At 52.6% G+C, this 19,766-nt stretch carries 11 protein-coding genes; all 11 read right to left on the bottom strand.

Annotated elements, in window-relative coordinates:
* Positions 1-8: 8 nt before the first annotated feature.
* The 11 genes from BLQ88_RS33690 to BLQ88_RS33740 all read right to left on the bottom strand — a co-directional run bounded on the left by BLQ88_RS33690 (position 9) and on the right by BLQ88_RS33740 (position 19,758).
* On the bottom strand, positions 9-1,004 hold the full coding sequence (locus BLQ88_RS33690; RefSeq protein WP_176885185.1) for a T9SS type A sorting domain-containing protein: 996 nt from the start codon (positions 1,002-1,004) through the stop codon (positions 9-11).
* The gene (locus BLQ88_RS33695) at positions 1,001-2,110 is read right to left on the bottom strand and encodes a tail fiber domain-containing protein (protein ID WP_090157422.1); all 1,110 of its coding nucleotides are present in this window, start codon (positions 2,108-2,110) and stop codon (positions 1,001-1,003) included. Before BLQ88_RS33695 ends, BLQ88_RS33690 begins: the two co-directional genes overlap by 4 nt.
* Entirely contained in the window at positions 2,107-3,102 is a 996-nt protein-coding gene (locus tag BLQ88_RS33700; protein WP_176885186.1) for a tail fiber domain-containing protein, read from the bottom strand. Before BLQ88_RS33700 ends, BLQ88_RS33695 begins: the two co-directional genes overlap by 4 nt.
* A 57-nt stretch (positions 3,103-3,159) precedes the next feature.
* Positions 3,160-4,251, bottom strand: a complete 1,092-nt coding sequence (locus tag BLQ88_RS33705) for a tail fiber domain-containing protein (protein WP_090157424.1) — start codon at positions 4,249-4,251, stop codon at positions 3,160-3,162.
* A gap of 100 nt (positions 4,252-4,351) precedes the next feature.
* Positions 4,352-5,389, bottom strand: a complete 1,038-nt coding sequence (locus BLQ88_RS33710; RefSeq protein ID WP_090157425.1) for a tail fiber domain-containing protein — start codon at positions 5,387-5,389, stop codon at positions 4,352-4,354.
* Between the two features lie 98 nt (positions 5,390-5,487).
* Positions 5,488-7,269 carry a hypothetical protein gene (locus BLQ88_RS33715; protein WP_218132981.1) on the bottom strand — a complete coding sequence of 594 codons (1,782 nt, stop codon included), beginning with the start codon at positions 7,267-7,269 and terminating at the stop codon, positions 5,488-5,490.
* A 130-nt stretch (positions 7,270-7,399) separates the two neighbouring features.
* Positions 7,400-9,133 (bottom strand): hypothetical protein, encoded by a 1,734-nt coding sequence (locus BLQ88_RS33720; protein WP_143016997.1) that lies wholly within the window; start codon positions 9,131-9,133, stop codon positions 7,400-7,402.
* 268 nt (positions 9,134-9,401) lie between these two features.
* On the bottom strand, positions 9,402-11,186 hold the full coding sequence (locus tag BLQ88_RS33725) for a RagB/SusD family nutrient uptake outer membrane protein (RefSeq protein WP_090157427.1): 1,785 nt from the start codon (positions 11,184-11,186) through the stop codon (positions 9,402-9,404).
* A 14-nt stretch (positions 11,187-11,200) separates the two neighbouring features.
* Positions 11,201-14,317 (bottom strand): SusC/RagA family TonB-linked outer membrane protein, encoded by a 3,117-nt coding sequence (locus BLQ88_RS33730; RefSeq protein ID WP_090157455.1) that lies wholly within the window; start codon positions 14,315-14,317, stop codon positions 11,201-11,203.
* A 32-nt stretch (positions 14,318-14,349) separates the two neighbouring features.
* Positions 14,350-16,248 carry a RagB/SusD family nutrient uptake outer membrane protein gene (locus BLQ88_RS33735; protein ID WP_090157428.1) on the bottom strand — a complete coding sequence of 633 codons (1,899 nt, stop codon included), beginning with the start codon at positions 16,246-16,248 and terminating at the stop codon, positions 14,350-14,352.
* Between the two features lie 12 nt (positions 16,249-16,260).
* Positions 16,261-19,758 (bottom strand): TonB-dependent receptor, encoded by a 3,498-nt coding sequence (locus BLQ88_RS33740; RefSeq protein WP_218132982.1) that lies wholly within the window; start codon positions 19,756-19,758, stop codon positions 16,261-16,263.
* Between the last annotated feature and the right edge of the window lie 8 nt (positions 19,759-19,766).

Below are 19,766 nucleotides of genomic sequence, written 5' to 3' on the forward strand. Positions count from 1 at the left end.
AGGCAATATCAGTATTTGACAAAATGCGTGCGCTCGGAAGAACCGTCGCGGTACTCGACTTGTAAAATGTAGTTTCCAGGTTTAAAACCGATAAGCGGAAGGTATTTTTCCCCACCACCCGCTGCCTGGCGGGTTTCCTTCACAAGCCCGCCACCCGCATTCCATACTTTTATTTTCGCCACCTGCGACCAGTCTTTGACCGCCATTTCAAGGCGGTCGGCAGCCGGATTTGGAAAAATAGCCAACGCATTCCCACTCCACGACACCATTCGGATCTGACTAAAAGCAAAAGTACCGTCGCGGTCGACCATTTTGAGCCGGTAGTAGTTGTCGCCGGCAATGGGCGCAGCATCCTGATAACCGTATGCTGCCTCCACCTTGCTGTTTCCTGCCGAATGCACACGTCCAATTGATTTCCAGTCCTTTGCATTGCGGCTTCGCTGTATTTCAAAGAAATCGCTGTTCGTTTCGGCAGACGTCTTCCAACTTAGCTGCACTTCCTTTTCTGCCTTTTGCGCTTCAAACGTGACGAGCGTCACAGGCAATGCGCTTCCTCCATTCACAAGGGTGAGCATGCGGATGTCGAGATCGGCCACGTCCTTGGAAACGAAATGCATCCCCAAATCACGCGCGCTGCCCGACATCGTGACAAATCCAGACTCATCCGACCACGAACTCGCAAGTTCCAGCATTGACTCCGTGTTACCATTCAACTCGGCCAGATCGTAAATCACGCCAAGGTTGCCATGAAAGTTGATCGGTGCATTGAAAACATATTTCTTGTTGATACTCGCATTCGGGCTGCCTGGTACCGGCGTATGCTCCACGGTGAGAGAGTAGTTGCTGCCAAGGTTCAAATCTTCCGTGGGAACTAACACGAGGCTGTCCATGGCCAAAACCGTCCCGATTTTGACGTACATGCTATTGCCGGTAACGATCTGCGAGTTTGCTTGCGCTGCGCATAATGCAAGTAGCAAACCCATGACAAGTGTGTTTCTTTTCATATTTTTTTGATGATTTTGGTGGATGGAAATGTCTTCCTGTTTCTCGCAAGGGACACTTTTCTAAGGGTCCGGGTCGTCGGACCGGGCTTATTACAGGCCAACCGCATTTTGATACCTTCAATTTCCAGAAGCAGCTCCCTGTTGCTTTCCCGCAACTGCTGCGTCCTTTTTACCAACGCCTGGATGGCGATCAGGTTCACACCTTCCAGATCAGCTTGATTGATCGTCGTATCATTGCCGATGGTCCCGTAACTGTCGTGCCCGAATGCTTTGAAGAAATCCTGCGCCATCGGACCATAATGCCGGAAAGTCTTGGGATCCTGCCCTTTGTAATTCCAGGATGAAAGGGGCATTGCTTCAATCTTTTCTAAAAAAGCTTCGCCGTCGACGGGGCTGAAATTCTCTTTGCGATTCACATCTGACATAATTTGCCAGGAATTTCCTCCCGGCGCCAAACTTACACCGACATTAACCAAACTGCTGGAAAAGAACTGGTAACCTCCGGCAAAGCGCATCGACATTTGGTTATCGGCACTGGCTGCGAGTTGCACATTCTTGGTATTGTCACCAAAAACAAAAGCACCCTTCTTCCCATTTGTAGAAATCAGCGTGCCCAATGCCAGCGAATTGTCCGCATTCGCAATAGCTGACTCTCCAACTGCAAATGCACAGAACGCCGTAGCCGACGAATTTTCACCGCTCGCAAATGAAGCCCTGCCGGAAGCTAATGTTCTCAAACCAAAAGCTGTCGACCCCACGCCTGTTGCAAAACTTTCAAACCCCGACGCAAAGGAATATGAACCAACGACTTGCGGGTCGAGACCACCGTTTCCCACACGTTCGCCGATGGATCGGAATGCCCCCTTATCATGAAACCACTTCATTTTGAACTCCACCGGGTCGGGGGTGTTTGGGTTGTAGTAAGGATTATTGTCGGCAGCCAAGGGCGGCGTCCCCGATAATATTGAACCATCATGAACGTGCAGCATCGCCTGCGGCTGCGTCGTACCGATACCCACCTGGGCATTGGAGTTGACTGATAATAGAACCGAAGCAACGGTCGACACCGTCGTTACGGCCAATTGATATCTGAATAAAGATTTCATAGTGTGATTTTCGTTGAGTTTTTCGAAACTTGTTTATACAGCTTTAAGAGTTGGATTTTTAAGTCCTCATTTATTTTCAGGAGCTCATTGGTTTCTTTCACCAAAGCCTGAATGGCAATGAGTGTTACCCCATCCAGGTCCGCTTGATTAATGGTCTTATCCGAACCAACCGTACCATAAGAATCCTTGCCAAAAGCCTTGAAGAAGTCTTGCGCCATGGGTCCGTAATGCCGGAAGATCTTCGGGTCCTGGCCTTTATAGTTCCAGGAGGAAATCGGCATGGTTGCAACCCTGGATAACAGCGCCTTTGCATTGACGACTTCGAAGTTTTCCTTCGCTTTTGCGTCGGAAATAATACTCCACGAATTTGCACCTGCATTGAGGGCCAGGCCGATGGTAACGTTCCCGTTTGTAAACAATCGATAACCGCCATCGAACAGCATTTTGATTTGATGGTTATCGGTGCTTTGTGCGCTAAAATCAGTGTGCCCCATGATAAAAGCGCCGATCTTAAAGTTGTTTTCCAGATTCGTCCCCATAGTTACACAGCTTGGGCCATTCGCAGTGGAATGGTTTCCTTGTGCAAATGAAAAATCGTCGTTGGCAATCGCGCGTTCTCCGATTGCAAATGCCAGGGAGCCCGCTGCGCTCGACCTCATACCAAACACCGTTGGTGCAAAGCCGAAAGCAGCGAAAGTATCAAACCCGGCAGCAAATGAATATTTTGCCGCATTAACAGGATCGAATGCAAGAGAAGGATTACCAGTTCCTGACGCACGAAATGCCCCTTTCTCATGAATCCAATTGAATCCATGGTATACCGGATCGGTGTCAAAATTAACCGGATCATAAAACGGGCTGATCTCCGGATCCAAAGCAGGCGTCTGAGACAGGAACGCCCCGTCATATACGTGCAATTTAGCCTGAGGCAAGCTCGTGCCCACACCCAGTTGAGCAGTAGCCACACTACTTGCGGCCACTTGCGCAAACAAAGGCAAACTGATTTTAAAGAATATATTTCTCATTGGGTTATTCCGTTTGGGATGATACTATTTCTTGCTAATCAATTCACGCTTGTTCTTCCTGCGTAATGCAGACTGCGCCTCCGCAAGCTGCGTCTTGATCGTCGCGATCTCTGCAAGCAAATCGCTGTTCATCTGCTCCATCTTCTTTACCAATGCCTGAATGGCAATCAGGTTAATGCCATCAAAATCCGCCTGGTTAATGGTCGTATCCGTCCCGATTGTACCATACGAATCCTGCCCGAACGCCTTGTAGAAATCCTGCGCCATCGGCCCATAATGCCGCAACGTCTTCGGGTCCTGGCCCTTGTAGTTCCAGGAAGTCAGATTCATTTTGCCGATCTTTTGGAGGACGTCCTCGCCGTTGACGGGAGCGAAGTTCTCCTTTTTGTTGACGTCGGAAGTAACCTGCCAGGCATTCCCATTGGCTGGAAGTAGGACTCCGATAGTAGACATATTATCAGTATACAACCGGTATCCTCCCGTAAAAGCCATTGCCATTTCAAAATTAAGATTGCTCTTAACGGTTGTAGTCCCATAGCCCAAAACAAAAGACCCCGTTTTGCCGTTGGTAGAGCCATTCCCTATCACAACAGAATTACCCGCGTTTGCAATTGCGCCACTTCCCAAAGCAATGGAATTGAGTCCGGTTGCCTGGGATTGGTAACCATGTGTGAATGAATAATCACCCGAAGCTTTACCTCCAAATCCAATGGCAAACGATCCTGAACCACTCGCAGCATTTTGTAACCCGATTGCCGCAGCAGCCCGCCCGGTAGCCGAGTTTTCGTAGCCAGAAGCGAAAGAGTACAACCCGATATTCGGCGAATCGAAATCACTTTTCCCTTCTCTGAATCCGCCTGCCCGCAATGCTCCCTTATCGTAAATCCATTTCAACCCAAACTGAATTGAATCAGTAAATGGTAGTTGAGGGTCATAGAACGGATCAAATACCGGATCATAATTTTTGGTCGTTGACATCACCGCTCCATCGTGGACATGTAATTTCGCTTGCGGCGACGTGGTCCCGATGCCCACCTGTGCTTCTGAAACATAGGAAACCAAACTCAGGGCAATGACACTCAATATCATTCGTCCTGCATTCTTCATTTTTTTCATCGTGCGTGATTGTAAAAGTTTAACATTTGACATTTTGAAGCCGAATGTCACCCAATTCACCTACAATCACATCGATAGATACCCAAGTGGCGCGTCACGTTTATTTGCCGGAAGTTGCAAGCATCCGCTTCTTCTTTCTTCCCTGCGCCAGCTGAGCTTCTGCCAGTTGCGCTTTCATGGTGATAATCTCCGCATTCATCTGTTCCATTTTTCGGATCAATGCCTGGATCGCGATCAGGTTCACGCCATCGAAATCCGCCTGGTTGATCGTCGTATCCGTCCCGATCGTGCCAAACGCGTCCTGCCCGAATGCTTTGTAAAAGTCCTGCGCCATAGGCCCGTAATGCCGGTATGTTTTTGGATCCTGGCCTTTGTAGTTCCAGGAGCTCAGGTTCATTTTATTGATCTTTTGAAGAAAGTCCTCGCCGTTGACGGGAGCGAAGTTTTCTTTCTTATTGACGTCGGAAATGACTGACCAGGAATTACTGCCAGAGGGTAATTGGATTCCAACATTAGCCAACGAGTTAGTAAAAAACTTATATCCTCCGGCGAACCGCATCATCATCTGGTGATCAGCATCATTTTGGGAAGCACCAGTAGCGTCCCCAAATATAAAGGAGCCGTTTTTATAGTTGGTTGAAACCTGAAAACCCATAGCGACGGAATAGTCCCCACTAGCCAAGGTAGATGTTCCGTGTGCGAACGACTGTAAACCAACTGCCATCGAAAAATATCCCGTTGCCAATGAAGCCCTACCATCCGCCACGTTTCTAATTCCCAATGCTGTTCCTGCAACACCTTGGGCAGAAACTTCAAATCCCGAAGCGAATGAAAAGTCCCCTATCACTTGTGGCTCTAAGAAACCTTTTCCAACGACTTGATTTACAACCCTAAAAGCCCCTTTGTCGTGCAACCATTTGAACCCATATTCAATCGGCTTAGGGTTGGATGGGTCATAAAACGGATGATTCTGAGGATCCATACTTTTACTGGTACCAAGTAGCGATCCATCATGAACATGCAATTGTGCCTGCGGTAAAGTCGTCCCGATCCCGACCTGTGCATTCGCAGTGTAAGCAGCCAAACTCAAAGCGACAGCTCCCATAGCCATTCGCCCAGCCTTCTTCAAATTTTTCATCGTGCGTGATTGATTTGATTTACATTGAAAATTAAAACTCCAATCTCAATGTATTGATTTACAATCACCTCACCCGATCTACCTTCGGTGGCTTTCAGTTATTTCCCGGGCCTGTATTGATAATTCCCCCTCCCGCCAGGCGCTGCATCGCCATTCAGCCAGAAATCCATCACGTCGCCATCGTTCTGCATATGATCACTCCATTTAAATTCAAAATCCGGCTCGCCTGAAATGCCCAGCAAGGCTTTCGGAACCTTTATTTCCAGCTTGTTTCCTGAAATGGAATAGTCGATTTCACCGGCCTTCTGCCAGTTCCAGGCTGCATCTGTTTTCTCGATTGTAGCCTTCGGCCCCGGGTTAATGCGGTTGATTACAAAGTCGTAACCTTCCCAACCAGTATTCTTGTCACGGTCAATATCGATAAAGAGCCGCATCCAGCCCGGATCGGTGCGTGGAGTGAAGGCCTGGGCGGTTTCTACATAAAAGTAAATGTGGTCGGCGTCACGGGCCACTTTGGAAAGGACAATGTCGTTGCGGCCTGTCGTATTCCGGTACACCATGCTTCCCCAACCCGGACTGTCGCGGTGTATGGTACTCCCCTTGTGCGCATGGAAAGCCGGTAGCACGTTCGCCCATTCTTTAAACTGCCCCATAGGAATGGTAACCTCCTTCGAAACGCGTTGCGGTGCCGGCAAACCTTTGAAACGACGGATATTAGCCGCCATCTGGTAGTAATAATTGTCGCCATGCCCGCCTTTCATCGGCTCGATGTCGCGGCTCCCTTCCTGGTCGAACTCGTCGGGGAATGCATTGGTTTGCTGTTGCCATACGTCGTAACGCCCGGCGATCCATTCATTCCAACCCGTGACGAACACGAGCTCGGGGTTGATTTCCAGGGCACGGTCCCATTGTTCCTGGAAATTATGGCCGTAATTGACGGCCCCAGGCTCGGTAATGTGCCCGTTCGTGTACGTGTAGCTCCGCCCGAACGAACCGGTTGCATTCAATGCGGTGAGGCCGCGTTCCTTCGTCCAGTTCTGCGCGACGCCCACGGTGGCTTGCTCGAAGCTGCCGTCGGCATTCTTTTTGAAACCGTGCTGCGGGTAAATTTCCAGCCAGCCCCAGTGATCAGGTTTCTCCGGGCCTTTGTTATACACCGGCTGACCGGGGCGGAAGGTGAAGAATTCGCGCATTTCCTTTTCTAATTCCGGTTGTGTTTGCTGCCCTTTAATGGTTTCGGTAAATGCGGGATCGGCCATGATGAACGGCTTTCCCTTCCATTGAAACCACAGGTCTTTGTATTTCCCCGGCTTATAAAGGTCCCGGTAAATTTCCCGTATGATTTCCTTCCCGCCATCAGTCACCCAAAACGGCAGCATAAATGCAATCTGAGGCGTTTTGACGCCGTCTTTGCGGGCTTGCGTAAATACCTCGCAAAGCTTCATGTACGACTCCTTCCAGGTGATATTGCCGTTGGTACAATCAAAAATGATCATGTCCACGCCCGCGTCGGCGAGCATTTCGGCGTGTTTGCGGAGTACCCATTCGTCGGTATCGATGTAATAGCCAAACAGCGGCTCGGCCCAGAACCACGGACTGTTCCGCTTCGGCCAGACCGGGTTTTTGAAATCGTGAACAGCCTTGGGATCGCGTGCGAGGTATTCGGTCACATTCAGGGGCGGATTGTTTTTGGCTTGCTGCGTATGCCAGGTCCAGTAGAATAGCCCCACGAATTTGTCCTTTTTCAAATCGCCTACTTGTGAATGGTCCGGCAGTTTGCGGCCTGCGGCGTCGGTTGCGGTGACGTCGGCGCTATAATTCTGGCCAAATGCATTGGTAATGAAAAACCCGCAAAACAATATCTGTACAATTTGATTCATGTGCTACAATTCTCGCGGTGCGCTGCACCTTGTTGGATTTGGATTGCTATGTTCTACAATTCTTGCGGTGCGCTGCACCTTGTTGGATTTGGATTGTTATGTTCTACAATTCTTGCGGTGCGCTGCACCTTTATTGATTTACAATAAAATTAAACCGCCCGCCCGGCGCCACATCGCCGTTCACATACCAGTCCAGCGGGTTGCCGTCCTCCTGCATATTGTCCGACCATTTGAATTCCATATTTAAAGGTGCCTTCAAATTGAAGAGGTAGCTCCGCGGAATGGTCACCATCATCCGGTTACCCTGCACCTGGTAGGTTACCTTTTTCACATCGTGCCAGTTGCCTGCGCGGTATTGCTGCAACGTGTTGCCTGCCACAATGCGGTAATCGTAACCCTTCCAGCCGGTGGCCGGTTTGCGGTCGGTATCGAGGTAGAGGCGCATCCAGTTGTCGCCGGAGTTGGGAGTAATTTCAGCCATTGTTTGGGCGTAGAAATAGAGGTTTTTGCTATCGTGCGCCACTTTCAGTTGGTCAAAATCGTTGCGGCCGGTTTTGTTCACATACGTATGCGTGGGCTCGGTTTGCGCGCCCGGGTGGTTGCGCTCCTGCGTGTCGCCGGTGTAGTCGCGGTAGGTAAGCGTAACGTCCTTCCAGTCGTCAAATGCTTTGATGGTTTTAATGGGGCCTAATGCAGGATTAGCCTCCGCGCCTTTGTAGCGGCGCACATTACCGACGAGCTGCATATAATAATGGTCTTTCAAACCGGCGGTCAGCGAAGGCTCTATGTCGCGACTGTACTCCGGACTGGCCTGATCGCAGAACCACGAATGCTCCGGGTTCATGTCGCGGCTTGGGAATTTACCGGCAATCCATTCATTCCAGCCTGTTACATATACAAAAGGCGTATTTTGTTTGATGGCGTAGTCCCATTGCTCTTGCACATTGTAGCCATAGACAATGTCCTTTTTAGGATCACCGGGTGAGCCGTTACGGTGACTGCGGCCCCAATTGTCCATATTTCCATAAAACGCCGAGCCGCCCATTCCCGCCGTCGGGTTGGGATGCTGGGCTACGGACACATTGATGATCTCGCCCTCACCTTTGGTATTATAATGTACTTTCTGCGGCCGCGTGAACGAAATCCACGGCCAGCCATTCACTTTCTGCTTTTCGGTAGGCCACTGGGACTCGCGGAAGGTAAAGAAGGATTCGAAGTTTTTGCCTTTGGCCTCATTGCTAATGCCGATGATGAGCGGCTTGCCATCGAGCAGGTACCAGCTGTCGGGGTGTCGGTAGGGAGCGCCTTCTTTGTAAAACATATCATAGGCCTCCTGCATTGTTTCGCCGGATTGGGTATTGGTGTAAAACACAATTTTCGGTGCATTGCGGCCCTGCGCACGCACGGCGTCCATGGCTTTCATGAGCACATCGGCTTGCTTGGGATAAGTGAGCCGGTTGGTAGCGTCGATGACGAGGAAATCCACGCCGGCATCGGTCAGGAGCTGAATGCTGCGGAGGTGTACCCAATAATCGTCGGCTTTGTAATAACCGTAAATAGGCTGGCCCCAATAATACATGCCCAGGTTTTTCGGATCGCCGCCCCAATGCGGGTTATCGAAATCTTCGAGCACGTCCGGGTGTTTGGAAACGATTTCGTGAAGGTCCCAGGCCTTCGCCGGGGCCACATCATGCCACAAAAAATAAAACATGCCTACCTGCCGGTTGGCTTTCGGATCGCCCACGGTTGCATTTTGCGGCAATGTGCGTCCGAGATCGTCGGTACCGGCAAGCGGTTGCGCCCGGGTGGTGCGGGTCATTGCTAAAATAGAAATGAAGAGATATAGCGTTATGTGTTTTTGCATTGATGAAAGCTTTGGGGGATGGTTTTAGACATTACTGCGGGAGCTGTTGTGGGGGCTATTGACCGCTGACGGCCGACTGCTGGTATGGTGACGGTCGGGAATTTGACCGCCGACCGCCGACCGCTGACGGCCGACTGCTGTATGGTAGCGGTCGGGAATTTGACCATGGACGATTGACAATTCCCGAGCTGACACGCTGCCTATGGTCTGTCATCCGTAGGCGATCAGCCATCGGCGGTCGGCGGTCAGCGGTCGGCGGTCAATATCCTCAATCCAGCCAGCCTGGGTTTTGCCAGTCGCGGTCGGGGGATCCGGTGCCGGATAGGCCGATAATTTTGTCGACTTCGCTTTGGTCGATGGGATACATGAGGTATTTATCGGAGAATGCGTTCCGGTTCTGGAACTTGAAGCGTTTGTAAACGTAATTGGAACCGCTTTTGGTGATGCGCATACCCGTCACGAAGCGGTCGGTCTGGTCGAGGATCTTCCAGCGGCGGACATCGAAAAAGCGGTGCTCTTCGAATGCTAGCTCGATACGCCGCTCGTTGCGATACTTCTTTTCGAATGCATCCTTGCTCATACCCAGCGGAAAGCCGGGCATTCCGGCGCGGGTTCGCACGGCATTCACGGCGTCACGGGCTGACATCGACAAGTTACCCGCTTTCACCGGCACATCCGGCCCTGCTGATTGGTAAGCCGATTCCGCAAAGTTCAAATACAGTTCTGCCAGCCGCATCAACCGCACCGCGCCGTCGGCATCATTATTCTGCCCGGAGCGGAAATTGCTGAACTTCCGCAAATAGTAACCCGTGCGGGTATGCTTGCGGTTGATATCCGAAATCTCTTCCTCCCCGCCTACGAATGTCTCTACCTTCTTGCCATTGGGTTGATCGAGGTTGCGGACAGCGCCATTGTAATAAACAGAAGCATAAAAACGCGGATCACGGCCCGCATAAGGGTCATTTTCCTTATAACCCGATTTAGCATTGATAACGGGAACCGTCCTCGCCTCATCGGAATAGCCGGTGATGGGCGCTTCGCCATTCGCCATTTCATAGGCATCGACGAGGTCCTGCGTCGGGCAAGGGCCGGTGCGCTCCATACCCGGGTTCGTAGGCATGCCCGCATATCGCCACACCTGCATTTTGTCGCCGACGTGGTAAATGGTTTCCTTATCGGTAGCGCGCTGGTCGTTGGAGGTCGTGAAGAAAAAGAGCGCGTAGGCATTCTGGGCGATGTTTGCAGCTGGTTTTTCATCGAAAAGCCGGTAGCCATTGGCCAGGCATTCCGCCAAAGCCTCCGCATTGATCTCCGTCGCCTTCGCCCAGTCGTAAGTCCCGTCGCTCCAAAGCGGGGAAGCGGCGTAAGTCACGGCCTGGCTTTTGATCGCATAAGCCACGGCGCGCGTCATGATACCGTATTGGTTGTCAAAAATTTCCCATGGAAGCCCGTCGCGGGTTGCGGGATACGACAATGCCTTGTCACAATCCGACAGAATGAATGTGACGACCTCGGAAAACTTCGCGCGTTTGTCGGTCGAGAAATCGTGGTCGATGCCGAGCGGCTTGTCGAAGATCGGCACGCCGCCGTAGCGTTTGATGAGTTGCAGGTAATACAATGCCCGCAGAGTGTGCGCCTGCGCCGTCCAGGCGTTTTTCTCACCCTCGCTCGCGTACACGGGAGCGGTTTTAATGTTTTCGATAAACACATTGCATTTCCGGATGCCTTCGTACAAATCCCCCCACGGGCTGCCGTCGGCGGAATTTTTGCCGTAGGTGGTGGAAGTCACGTTACCGCCATACCACACGATGTAGCGCGAGCCGGGCGTAATGTCGTCGGCGTCCTGGGCTTCGTCGGTAAACGAGGCGCGGTCCATATAAGGCTTGGGAACGAAGCCGTAGCAGGAATTGAGGTAGCCGCGCGTCCGGTTGTAATCGCTGAAAACCTGGTCCATGGTAATGCGGCCGTCGGTAGGCAGGTCGAGCTGCTCGTTGCAGGCAGTCAGCAGGCCGGTAAGCGCCGTGGTGAGCAGGAGTAGTTTATATTTTTTCATATCAAAAACCTGATTTAAAAAGTCACACTGATGCCTGCATTGAAAACCCGGTACGCCGGGAAAGCGAGGTAACCATCGCCCTCGGGCCCGAAATCGCCGGATTTCATCTTGTCCCAGGTAATGAGGTTCTGCCCGCTCACAAGGATCCGCAGCTTGTCCGCGCGGATCACTTTGGAAATGGAAAGCGGCAGCGTGTACGAAAGCTCCACGTTTTTCAGGCGCACATACGAGCGGTCGTACAGGTAGTAATCGCTTGCCTCGTGGTTTACGGTCCGCGCCAGCGACAATGCAGGTGAGGTAATCTTCCCGCCAGCCGCATACCGCTCGGGCGTCCATGCATTGCGGTGCAAATCGCCGAACACGCCGTCGTAATCGGTTTCGAAAACGCCGGTACCGGCATACATGGCCGAATAGTTGCCGACGCCCTGGAAAAGCAGGCTCAGGTCGAAGTTTTTGTAGGTAAAACCGGCAGAAATGCCGTAAATGACGCTGGGCAGCGTCCCGGTACCGATCGGCGCCTTGTCGCGTTCGTCGATTTTACCGTCGGCATTGAGGTCCTGGTATTTCAAATCACCCGGGCGCGGCGTGCCGAAACTGTATGCCAGATTACTGTCATCGATTTCCTGTTGTGAATTAAAAAATCCGTTTCCATTGCTGTAATCCACACGGTAGCCGAAAGCTTGCCCGAATGCATAGCCCTCCTCCCATTTGCGGTAGGCATAATCCTCCGTTTTACGCGCCTCGTTCCAACTGATGATCTTGTTTTTTGCGTAGCTCAGCATGAGCCCGGCGTGGACGGAGAAGTCTTTGTTAAACATTTTAGTATAACCCAAATTCAAATCCACACCCTTGTTCTCGAAAATCCCCGCATTGATTTTGGGATAATTCTCCAAAGGAATGCCCTGGTAAAGCGGGATCGTCGACAGCGCACCCACCACCATATTATCCATCCGCTCCTTAAACACATCCACCGAAACCGAAAATGCATTCAGCAAGCCGAGGTCGATCCCGAAATTCTGCTTTTTGGAAACCTCCGCACGGATATTGGGATTACCCACCTGCCCTTCCTCGACCAGGTATTGCAGCGAACCGATCGGCCCGCCGCCTTTCACGGTCACATTATCGAGGTAGGCAAAGCGCATGAGCCCGCTCTGATCGTTGGCGGTTTTGCCGTAAGAAGCACGGAATTTCAGGTTGGTCAGGAATGCATTGTTTCTCAAAAACGGCTCATTGGAAGCCACCCAGGCGGCCGAAACCGCCGGCGTGCTGGTATAGCGCACATTCCGCGCATATTGCTCCGAACCCGAATAACCCAGGTCGAGCTTCACCAGGTAGCGGTTATCGAAGCCATAGGAAACCTCGAAGCCCGAGCTTAGGCGGTTGTAAGGCAGCAAGTTAGGCGAAGAGTTATCGGCTTTCGTCAGGTTTTGGTAAAACATATAGGCCATTCCGCCCACCCGGTGCCGTCCGAAATCGCGCTTGTAGTTCGCCACGATGTTGTAGGTGAGGTGGTAATAGTAAGAATGACTCTTGGAATAGGCCAGCGGCGTGTTGTTTTGCGCGCCCTTTTTGGTAAATGTCAATGCTGAATCGCTGGTTTGCACCCAGCGTTCGTAGTCTTGTTTGGTGGAAAGGCTGCCCACGGAATTAGTCTGGTAGGCCATGGTACCCGTCAGATTAAGGCCTTTGGTGAGAAAACCCATATCGAGATCGAGGCCGAACTGCGAGACGATATTCGTAACGGTATGCCTCGTGTAGCCCGTCCGGTTGAGCATGCCGTAGGTAGGCGATTCCACGCGTTCGGTCGTGATCACTTTTCCTCCGGCATCGAGCACTTCGCCGGAGCTACTCGTGACGGCCGGCGTCACGGGCCCGTAAACCGTCGGCGGAATCTGGAAAATGCTTTCGTAAACCGCCGCATTGCTTACACCACCGGGCGTGCGCTCGCGCTTCACATTACCCGCGAGGCGGATGAATGCTTTCAGGTAGCGGTTCAAGCTCATATCGATATTGGAGCGGTAATTGACCCAGATATTGTTCGCATTGGGGTCGTAGCGCGGCTGGTCCGTTTTGAAATAACCTCCCTGGTGCATGAAGTTGATGTTCGAGAAAAACTGCACCTTGTCATTACCGCCCGTCACATTCACGCTGGCGCGCTGCATGGCAGCGAAGTTTTTGAGGTAGCGGTCATACCAGTTGTTATTCGGGTACAAATCGCGGTTCTGCCCGGAGCGGTAACCTTCGATCTGCTGCTGGTTGAACAGGTAATTGGCGCCCAGGCCATCATTCAATGCGGCCTGGTTGCGCATTTCGGCATATTCGGCGGCATTGTAGAATGCAGGTTTGGTAGTAACCTGCTGCATCGACTGATCGAAGCGCGTCTTGATCTGCAACGGGCCTCTTCTGCCGCGTTTTGTCGTGATGACCAGGAGCCCATTAGCGCCCTGGATGCCGTACAACGCCTGCGTGGAAGCATCTTTGAGCACAGTGATGGATTCGATTTCGTTCGCAGTAATGTATTCCAATGTCTGGTTGCTGTTGTACGCATTGATAATGCCGTCGATGATCACAAGCGGGCCGGAAGTGCGGGCGGCAGAGAGGCCGCGGATCGAGAGATTGGTGGTCGCACGGGAAAGTTCGGAGAATGCTTCCTGTGTCGTAAGGCCGGATAAGCGGCCGGCCAGCGTTTGCGTAAGGTTCGCAACGGGCGATTTTTCCAGTTCCTCCCCCTTCACGGTCGATACCGCGCCCGAGAGCTCGCTGCGCAGCTGGGAAGTATAGCCGAGCTGTACCACCTCATCTTTCAAATGCGCGTCCCATTTCAGGCGTACTTCCAGTTCCTGCCTGTCGGAGACAGCGATCTTCTCATTGCCGTAGCCATTCAGCGAGCATATCACCGCATTGCTGCCGTCGTCGAGGGTCATGGTAAACTCGCCGTTGACGTTGGTAGCCGTCCCGTTCTTGCCGTTTTCGGAAAGGATCGTCACCCCTGCGAGCGGCTGGCCGAATTCATTCAATACCTTGCCTGTCACCACTCCCGGGGCACCTGCCGGTTCCTGTGCGTAGAGCTGCATTCCCGCCAGCAGGCAAAGCAGGAAGGTTATTATTTTTGATTTGATAAAATGTATCATATCCTTGAAGATCTGGGCTTTTGAAAACTGGATTACCAACCTGCATTCTGCCAATCGGCCCCGGTGATGGAGCGGAGGCGGTTTGCTTCGTTGAGCGGGATCGGTACCCACAGGAATTTGTTGGAGTAATTCTTGCGCTCGGTCGCACGCACATTGCGGCGCGCGTAGCTGAATGAGCCGTCGGCATTGCGGGTGATTTCCATAGCAGTTACCCAACGGTCCGTTTTCGCCAGATCATCGGCCGGTTTCAACCATCGCCGGAGATCGAAATAGCGGTTTTCTTCCATCGCAAGTTCCACTCTTCTCTCGGCACGAATGCGTTTGATCAGGTCCGCTTTCGACAGCGACGCGGGTAATGCAGGCATTCCGGCGCGGGTACGAATCTCGTTCACGGCTTTGGCGGCGTCGGCGAGTTGTCCGGCCTCCGCGGCGGCTTCTGCGAAGTTGAGGATCACTTCCCCCAGCCGAAAGAGTTTCCAGTTGGCCCCGGCAATAGGATTATCGCCGCCGGAGTTGGGATGCAGGAATTTTCGCTCGTAGTAGCCCGTGCGCGTAGCCCGGCGCGTGCTCGGGTGAATGCCGGTTTGCGGCTCGTTTTTATAGGTAGCAATTACGCGCGTCCGGTTACCGATCGGCGCAGGATAATTCTCAAACGATTCCGGCGCTTCGGCGAAGTTCCACATGGCTTTTCTTTTGGAACCATTGTAATAAATAGAAGCATAAAACCGCGGATCGCGCTTGGCATAAGGGTTTTTCGGGTCGTAGGTTTTGTTGGCGGCATTGTAATTCGGCTGCAAATGCTGGTCGTCGGCATAAGGTTTGTCCAGATCGAGTACAGGCTGGCCGTCGATGGTTTCGTACGCGTCCACGAGCTCCTGTGTCGGGCAGGTGCCTGATTTGTAGCCGTCCTGCGAACCGATACCGTCGATGTTCCAGATGTTGCCCTGGTTTTCGCGACTCTGGTAAATGGTTTCCCTATCCACCGGGTTCGGCGCGTACTTCATGGTTTGAGTGAAATACTCATTGTAAAGCGCCGTTTTCTCATTCTTGTCGGGCCCCAGGAATGCAACGTCCGACAAATACGTCTGCGGCAGATTCACTTTGTTGTACAGTTCGTAGCCGTTCGTCCGCAGGTTTTCCAGGGATGTTTTGTTCACGTGGTAAGCCTCCTGCCAGTAATCCTGGCCTGCATTGTTCAGCGGGCTCGCCGCAAATAGGATCATTTTGGCCTTGATCGCCTCGGCCATCGCTTTGTGCACGCGGCCGCCTTCGCTTTCGGTGGTAATGCGCCAGGGCAGTTCGGCGGTGCCCAATGCCACGTCGCAATCCTCCATGATGAACTTCACGAGCTCGTAGTAGCTCGCTTTGGTCACCGTCGAAAAGTCCTGCTGGAAGTCGTAAGGTTCGCGCTCGATCGGCAGCACGGCACCGAACCATTTCAAGAGTTCGGAATAATAATAAGCGCGGAGCAAATGCGCCTCCGCTTTCCAACGGGCGCGATCGGCCGGGTTGCGGACGGTGGCTTTGTCGATGCGGCTGATAAACAGCGTGCAGTTGCGGATCGCGCTCCAATACCGGGCCCAGTATTCTCCATTACCGCCCTCGGAACTGATATTTGTGACCGGGTGGTTGCCTGCGGAGGCGTCACCATTGTACATCCGTCCGGACATAATCCATGATTCCGCTTCGGCATCGGTATCCCAGCTTTCGTCGCTCCAATTCACCGGCCCGCGGCTCCAAAAGAAGTAGCGCGTGCCTTTTACGGGGATATTGGCGTAGCAGCTGTTCAGGAATGCGCCGGTTTTGTCGTTGTCGGTGAAAATCTCGTCCATCGTCAGCTTGCCGTCGGGCGCCATATCCAGCACATCTTTGCAGGACGTGGCCGTGAGCATCGCCAGTATCAATGCATATCGTAAAGCTCTCATTTTCATATTACGGCGCTGTTAGAAAGTGATATTCAAACCGAAATTGGCCATTTTGGTCACCGGGTAACCCAGCGAAGCATCGTTCTCGGGGTCGAGGTGGCCCATTTTCAAATGCGCCCAGGTGAAGTAATTCTGCGCGCTCACGTACACGCGCATCTTGCTCACGCCCACGGCCTTCAATGCGCCCGCGGGCAACGTGTAGCCGAGTACGAGGTTTTTCAGGCGGGTAAACGAGCGGTTCATCACGAAAAAGTCGTTCGCCGTGTGGTTGGTATTACTGTGCGTACTGAGGGCGGGGTAAGTGATCTTCTCTCCGGCGGCATACCGTTCGGGTGTCCAGGCTGTTTTGTGGTAATCAAAATAAGTCCCCCGGATAATGTACTCATACACCCCTTGCTGCTGATAATTGCTCGAATATTTACCTACCCCCTGAAAGAATGTCGTCAGGTCGAAACCCTTGTACTCGAATGTGAGGGAGAGACCGTAAATCACGCGGGGAATGTTGGAATAGCCGATAGGCGCCTGGTCCTTGTCGTTGATCACACCGTCCTTGTTCAGATCAATGTATTTGAAATCGCCGACGCGCGGTTCGCCGAAACCGTAAGTGGTTGTTTTGAGGTAACTGTCCAGCTCTTCCTTTGAATTGAAATACCCATTCCCATTGCTGTAATCGATCTTGTACCCCCACGACTGGTTGAGCGAAAAGCCGGTGGAACGATAGCGGTAGGCATAAGTTTCGTCCCGGACCGATTCGTCGAGGAACTTCACGGTGTTGTGGTTGTAGCCGTAATTCCCGGAAACCATGATTTTGAAATCTTTCGAAAGCGCCTTGTTGTAGGATAATTCGAGTTCAAAACCCTTGTTATCCACCAAACCCATATTCACTTTTGGAATGCTGCCCAGCGGCACGCCCTGGAATTCGGGCACTGTACCGCGGGAGATCAGGATATTGCTCCGGCGCTCTTTGAATACATCCACGGACAGGTTGAGGTCGCGCAAAACCTGCAAATCGAGGCCGTAATTCTGCTTTTTGGCGATTTCCCAGGTGATATTCGGGTTGCCGAGCAGCCCCTGGTTGACCGTTTGGCCTAAACCTAAACTGGGTAACGGCCCGCCGCTTCCCAAAGTAATGTCGCTCTGGTACAGAAACCGCGCGCTGCCCATTTTGTCATTCCCCACCTTACCATAGGAAGCCCGCAGTTTCAGATTGGTGATGAAACGGTTGTTTTTCAAAAAATTCTCATTGCTGATCACCCAACCGGCCGAGAATGCGGGGAAAAAGCCGTACCGATGCCCCGGTGCGAACTGCTCGGAGCCATTGTAGCCCATATTGATCTCGGCCAGATAGCGCTCATCGTAGCCGTAGGTAGCCCGCGCGGCCACCCCCAGCACATTGAACGGGATCTCGCCATTCTGCGTCTCCCAGGTATCGCGCTGGCCGAGGATCATACCCGTCGCATCGTGCCTGCCAAACGCCCGGGCGTAGTTAATGGAGCCTTGCATATTGATGTTATAGCGGGAATCGGCGCTTTTCGAGAGGGAAAGCAGCGTTTCGTCCGAGCGCTTCACGGCGTAGCTCAGTTTGTCGTTCACCATATCCACTTCGGCCAGGTAAAGCCTTTCCGACTTTCTCCCCTGCATCGCCGTGGTGGCTTTGGAATCATACGAAAGCATTCCTTTCAGGCTCAAACCTTTGGTAACCACACTACTCAAATCCCATTCGGCACCGAACGAGGCATTCAGGTTCGAACGCACTTCGTTGCGGGCGCCCATGCGGTTCATGATCTCGAACGCGGAACGGTCCATATAACCCGGATCGACGATCTGGCCCGGCGCCACGCCGAAGCCGTCGATGGTGGTGGGGCCGGGGGTAATGGGCAGGATCGTTTGCGCCTGGTAAATGAGGTCGCTCATCATCCAGCCGGTGTCGCTATCGCCGTAAAGCCACGCGGCGGGCATATTCACCTGCTCGATGTAGCTGCCGATATTCAGGAACGATTTCAGCGAATTGGTCACCTTGTAATCGAGGTTCGCGCGGAAGTTGTATCGGTCCATTTTAGCAGCCGGATCGTAGCCCAGCACCGATTTCGGCTCCGTATTGAGGTTACCACCCTGGTGCAGGTAGCCTCCATTCACGAAGTACGAGACCTTGTCGGTACCGCCGGTCACGTTCATGTTCACGCGCGTCTGCGGTGCGTAACGCGAGATGTATTCGCGGTAATAGTCGTGGTCGGGATAAATGTATTTCCTCACCATCGCTTTCCTGGCATAATCGGGGTCGTTCGGGTCGAGGCCGGCGAGCGGGTTGGCGTATTTGGCCATTATTTCGTCCGAAAAAGGCAGGGGTGTAATACCGTCGTTTTTGGAAGCCTCGTTGCGCAGGGCCATGTATTCGAGCGAATGCAGGCGCTCCGGCTCGCGTGTGAAAGAGGAGAAACTCTGCTCGGCATTGATGGTGAGTTCATTCTTGCCTGCACTGCCGCGTTTGGTGGTGATCAGGATTACGCCGTTTGCACCCCTTACGCCGAAAACGGCGGTCGCGGAGGCGTCTTTGAGAATGGAGACAGAGGCCACTTCGCTGGCATCGAGCGTGCGGATGTTGTCGCGCGGGACGCCGTCGATAAGGATCAGCGGGCTGCGGCCGTTGGTGGTGGCTGCGCCGCGGAGGTACATCGTGGCGTCATCGCGTCCCGGCTGGCCCCCACCCGATTGGATGGAGGTCAGGCCCGGTAAGCGCCCCGACAAAGAGTTGGCCAAGCTTGCTGATGAACTCTGCTGCAATACTTCCGACGTGACCGACGATACCGAGCCGGTCACTGATACCTTTTTTTGCTCGCCGAAACCTACGACGACCACTTCTTCCAATGCTTTTTCATCGACTTTCAGGGTAATATCGAGGCTGGTGGCATTGCCGAGCTGTATTTCCTGACTGATATACCCCACAAAACTGAATATCACAATGTCCTTATCGTTCGGCACCGAAAGCTGGTAAACGCCCTCGATATTGGTGGAAGTACCTACCGTCGTGCCTTTCACCACCACGCTCGCACCGGGGATCGGCTCGCCCTTTTCGTCGAGCACTTTGCCGGTGATTTCGCGGTCTGCGCCGTTGGGAACGGTGTTTCCGATGGACTCTGTTTTGAGAGAGGTTTTCTTTTCTGCTGCTTTTCTGAGCAATATCGTTTTCCTGGAAACCTTGTATTCAATGCCCAGCGGGCCGAGCAGCGTTTCGAGCACGGTGTCGAGGCGCTGGTTCTGGTAATCGAGCGTTACCTTGCGTTCGGCGTGGATTACCTCGGCGCTGTAAATGAAGCGTACCTTGGTTTGCCCTTCTATTTTTTCCAGCACTTTTTCCATATCCATATCAGTAACGGATATTGTTATACGCTGACTTAAAATTTCCTGCGCGCGCAGGTCTTTGGCCAGCGAGAGCTGCACACAGAGCATCCAGAGCAAACACGGGGCAATGCTGATTTTCATGATCGGCCAAATGATCTCCTTGTAATGTTTTCCCATAAGTAAAA

Source organism: Dyadobacter soli (assembly GCF_900101885.1).
Classification (GTDB): Bacteria; Bacteroidota; Bacteroidia; order Cytophagales; family Spirosomataceae; genus Dyadobacter; species Dyadobacter soli.

Bases quoted from the DNA above. Each gene is read 5' to 3' on its own strand.
- BLQ88_RS33720 (WP_143016997.1), bottom strand. From the start codon at position 9,133: ATGCAAAAACACATAACGCTATATCTCTTCATTTCTATTTTAGCAATG.
- BLQ88_RS33695 (WP_090157422.1), bottom strand. From the start codon at position 2,110: ATGAAATCTTTATTCAGATATCAATTGGCCGTAACGACGGTGTCGACC.
- BLQ88_RS33730 (WP_090157455.1), bottom strand. From the start codon at position 14,317: ATGATACATTTTATCAAATCAAAAATAATAACCTTCCTGCTTTGCCTG.
- BLQ88_RS33705 (WP_090157424.1), bottom strand. From the start codon at position 4,251: ATGAAAAAAATGAAGAATGCAGGACGAATGATATTGAGTGTCATTGCC.
- BLQ88_RS33715 (WP_218132981.1), bottom strand. From the start codon at position 7,269: ATGAATCAAATTGTACAGATATTGTTTTGCGGGTTTTTCATTACCAAT.
- BLQ88_RS33740 (WP_218132982.1), bottom strand. From the start codon at position 19,758: ATGGGAAAACATTACAAGGAGATCATTTGGCCGATCATGAAAATCAGC.
- BLQ88_RS33710 (WP_090157425.1), bottom strand. From the start codon at position 5,389: ATGAAAAATTTGAAGAAGGCTGGGCGAATGGCTATGGGAGCTGTCGCT.
- BLQ88_RS33735 (WP_090157428.1), bottom strand. From the start codon at position 16,248: ATGAAAATGAGAGCTTTACGATATGCATTGATACTGGCGATGCTCACG.
- BLQ88_RS33725 (WP_090157427.1), bottom strand. From the start codon at position 11,186: ATGAAAAAATATAAACTACTCCTGCTCACCACGGCGCTTACCGGCCTG.
- BLQ88_RS33690 (WP_176885185.1), bottom strand. From the start codon at position 1,004: ATGAAAAGAAACACACTTGTCATGGGTTTGCTACTTGCATTATGCGCA.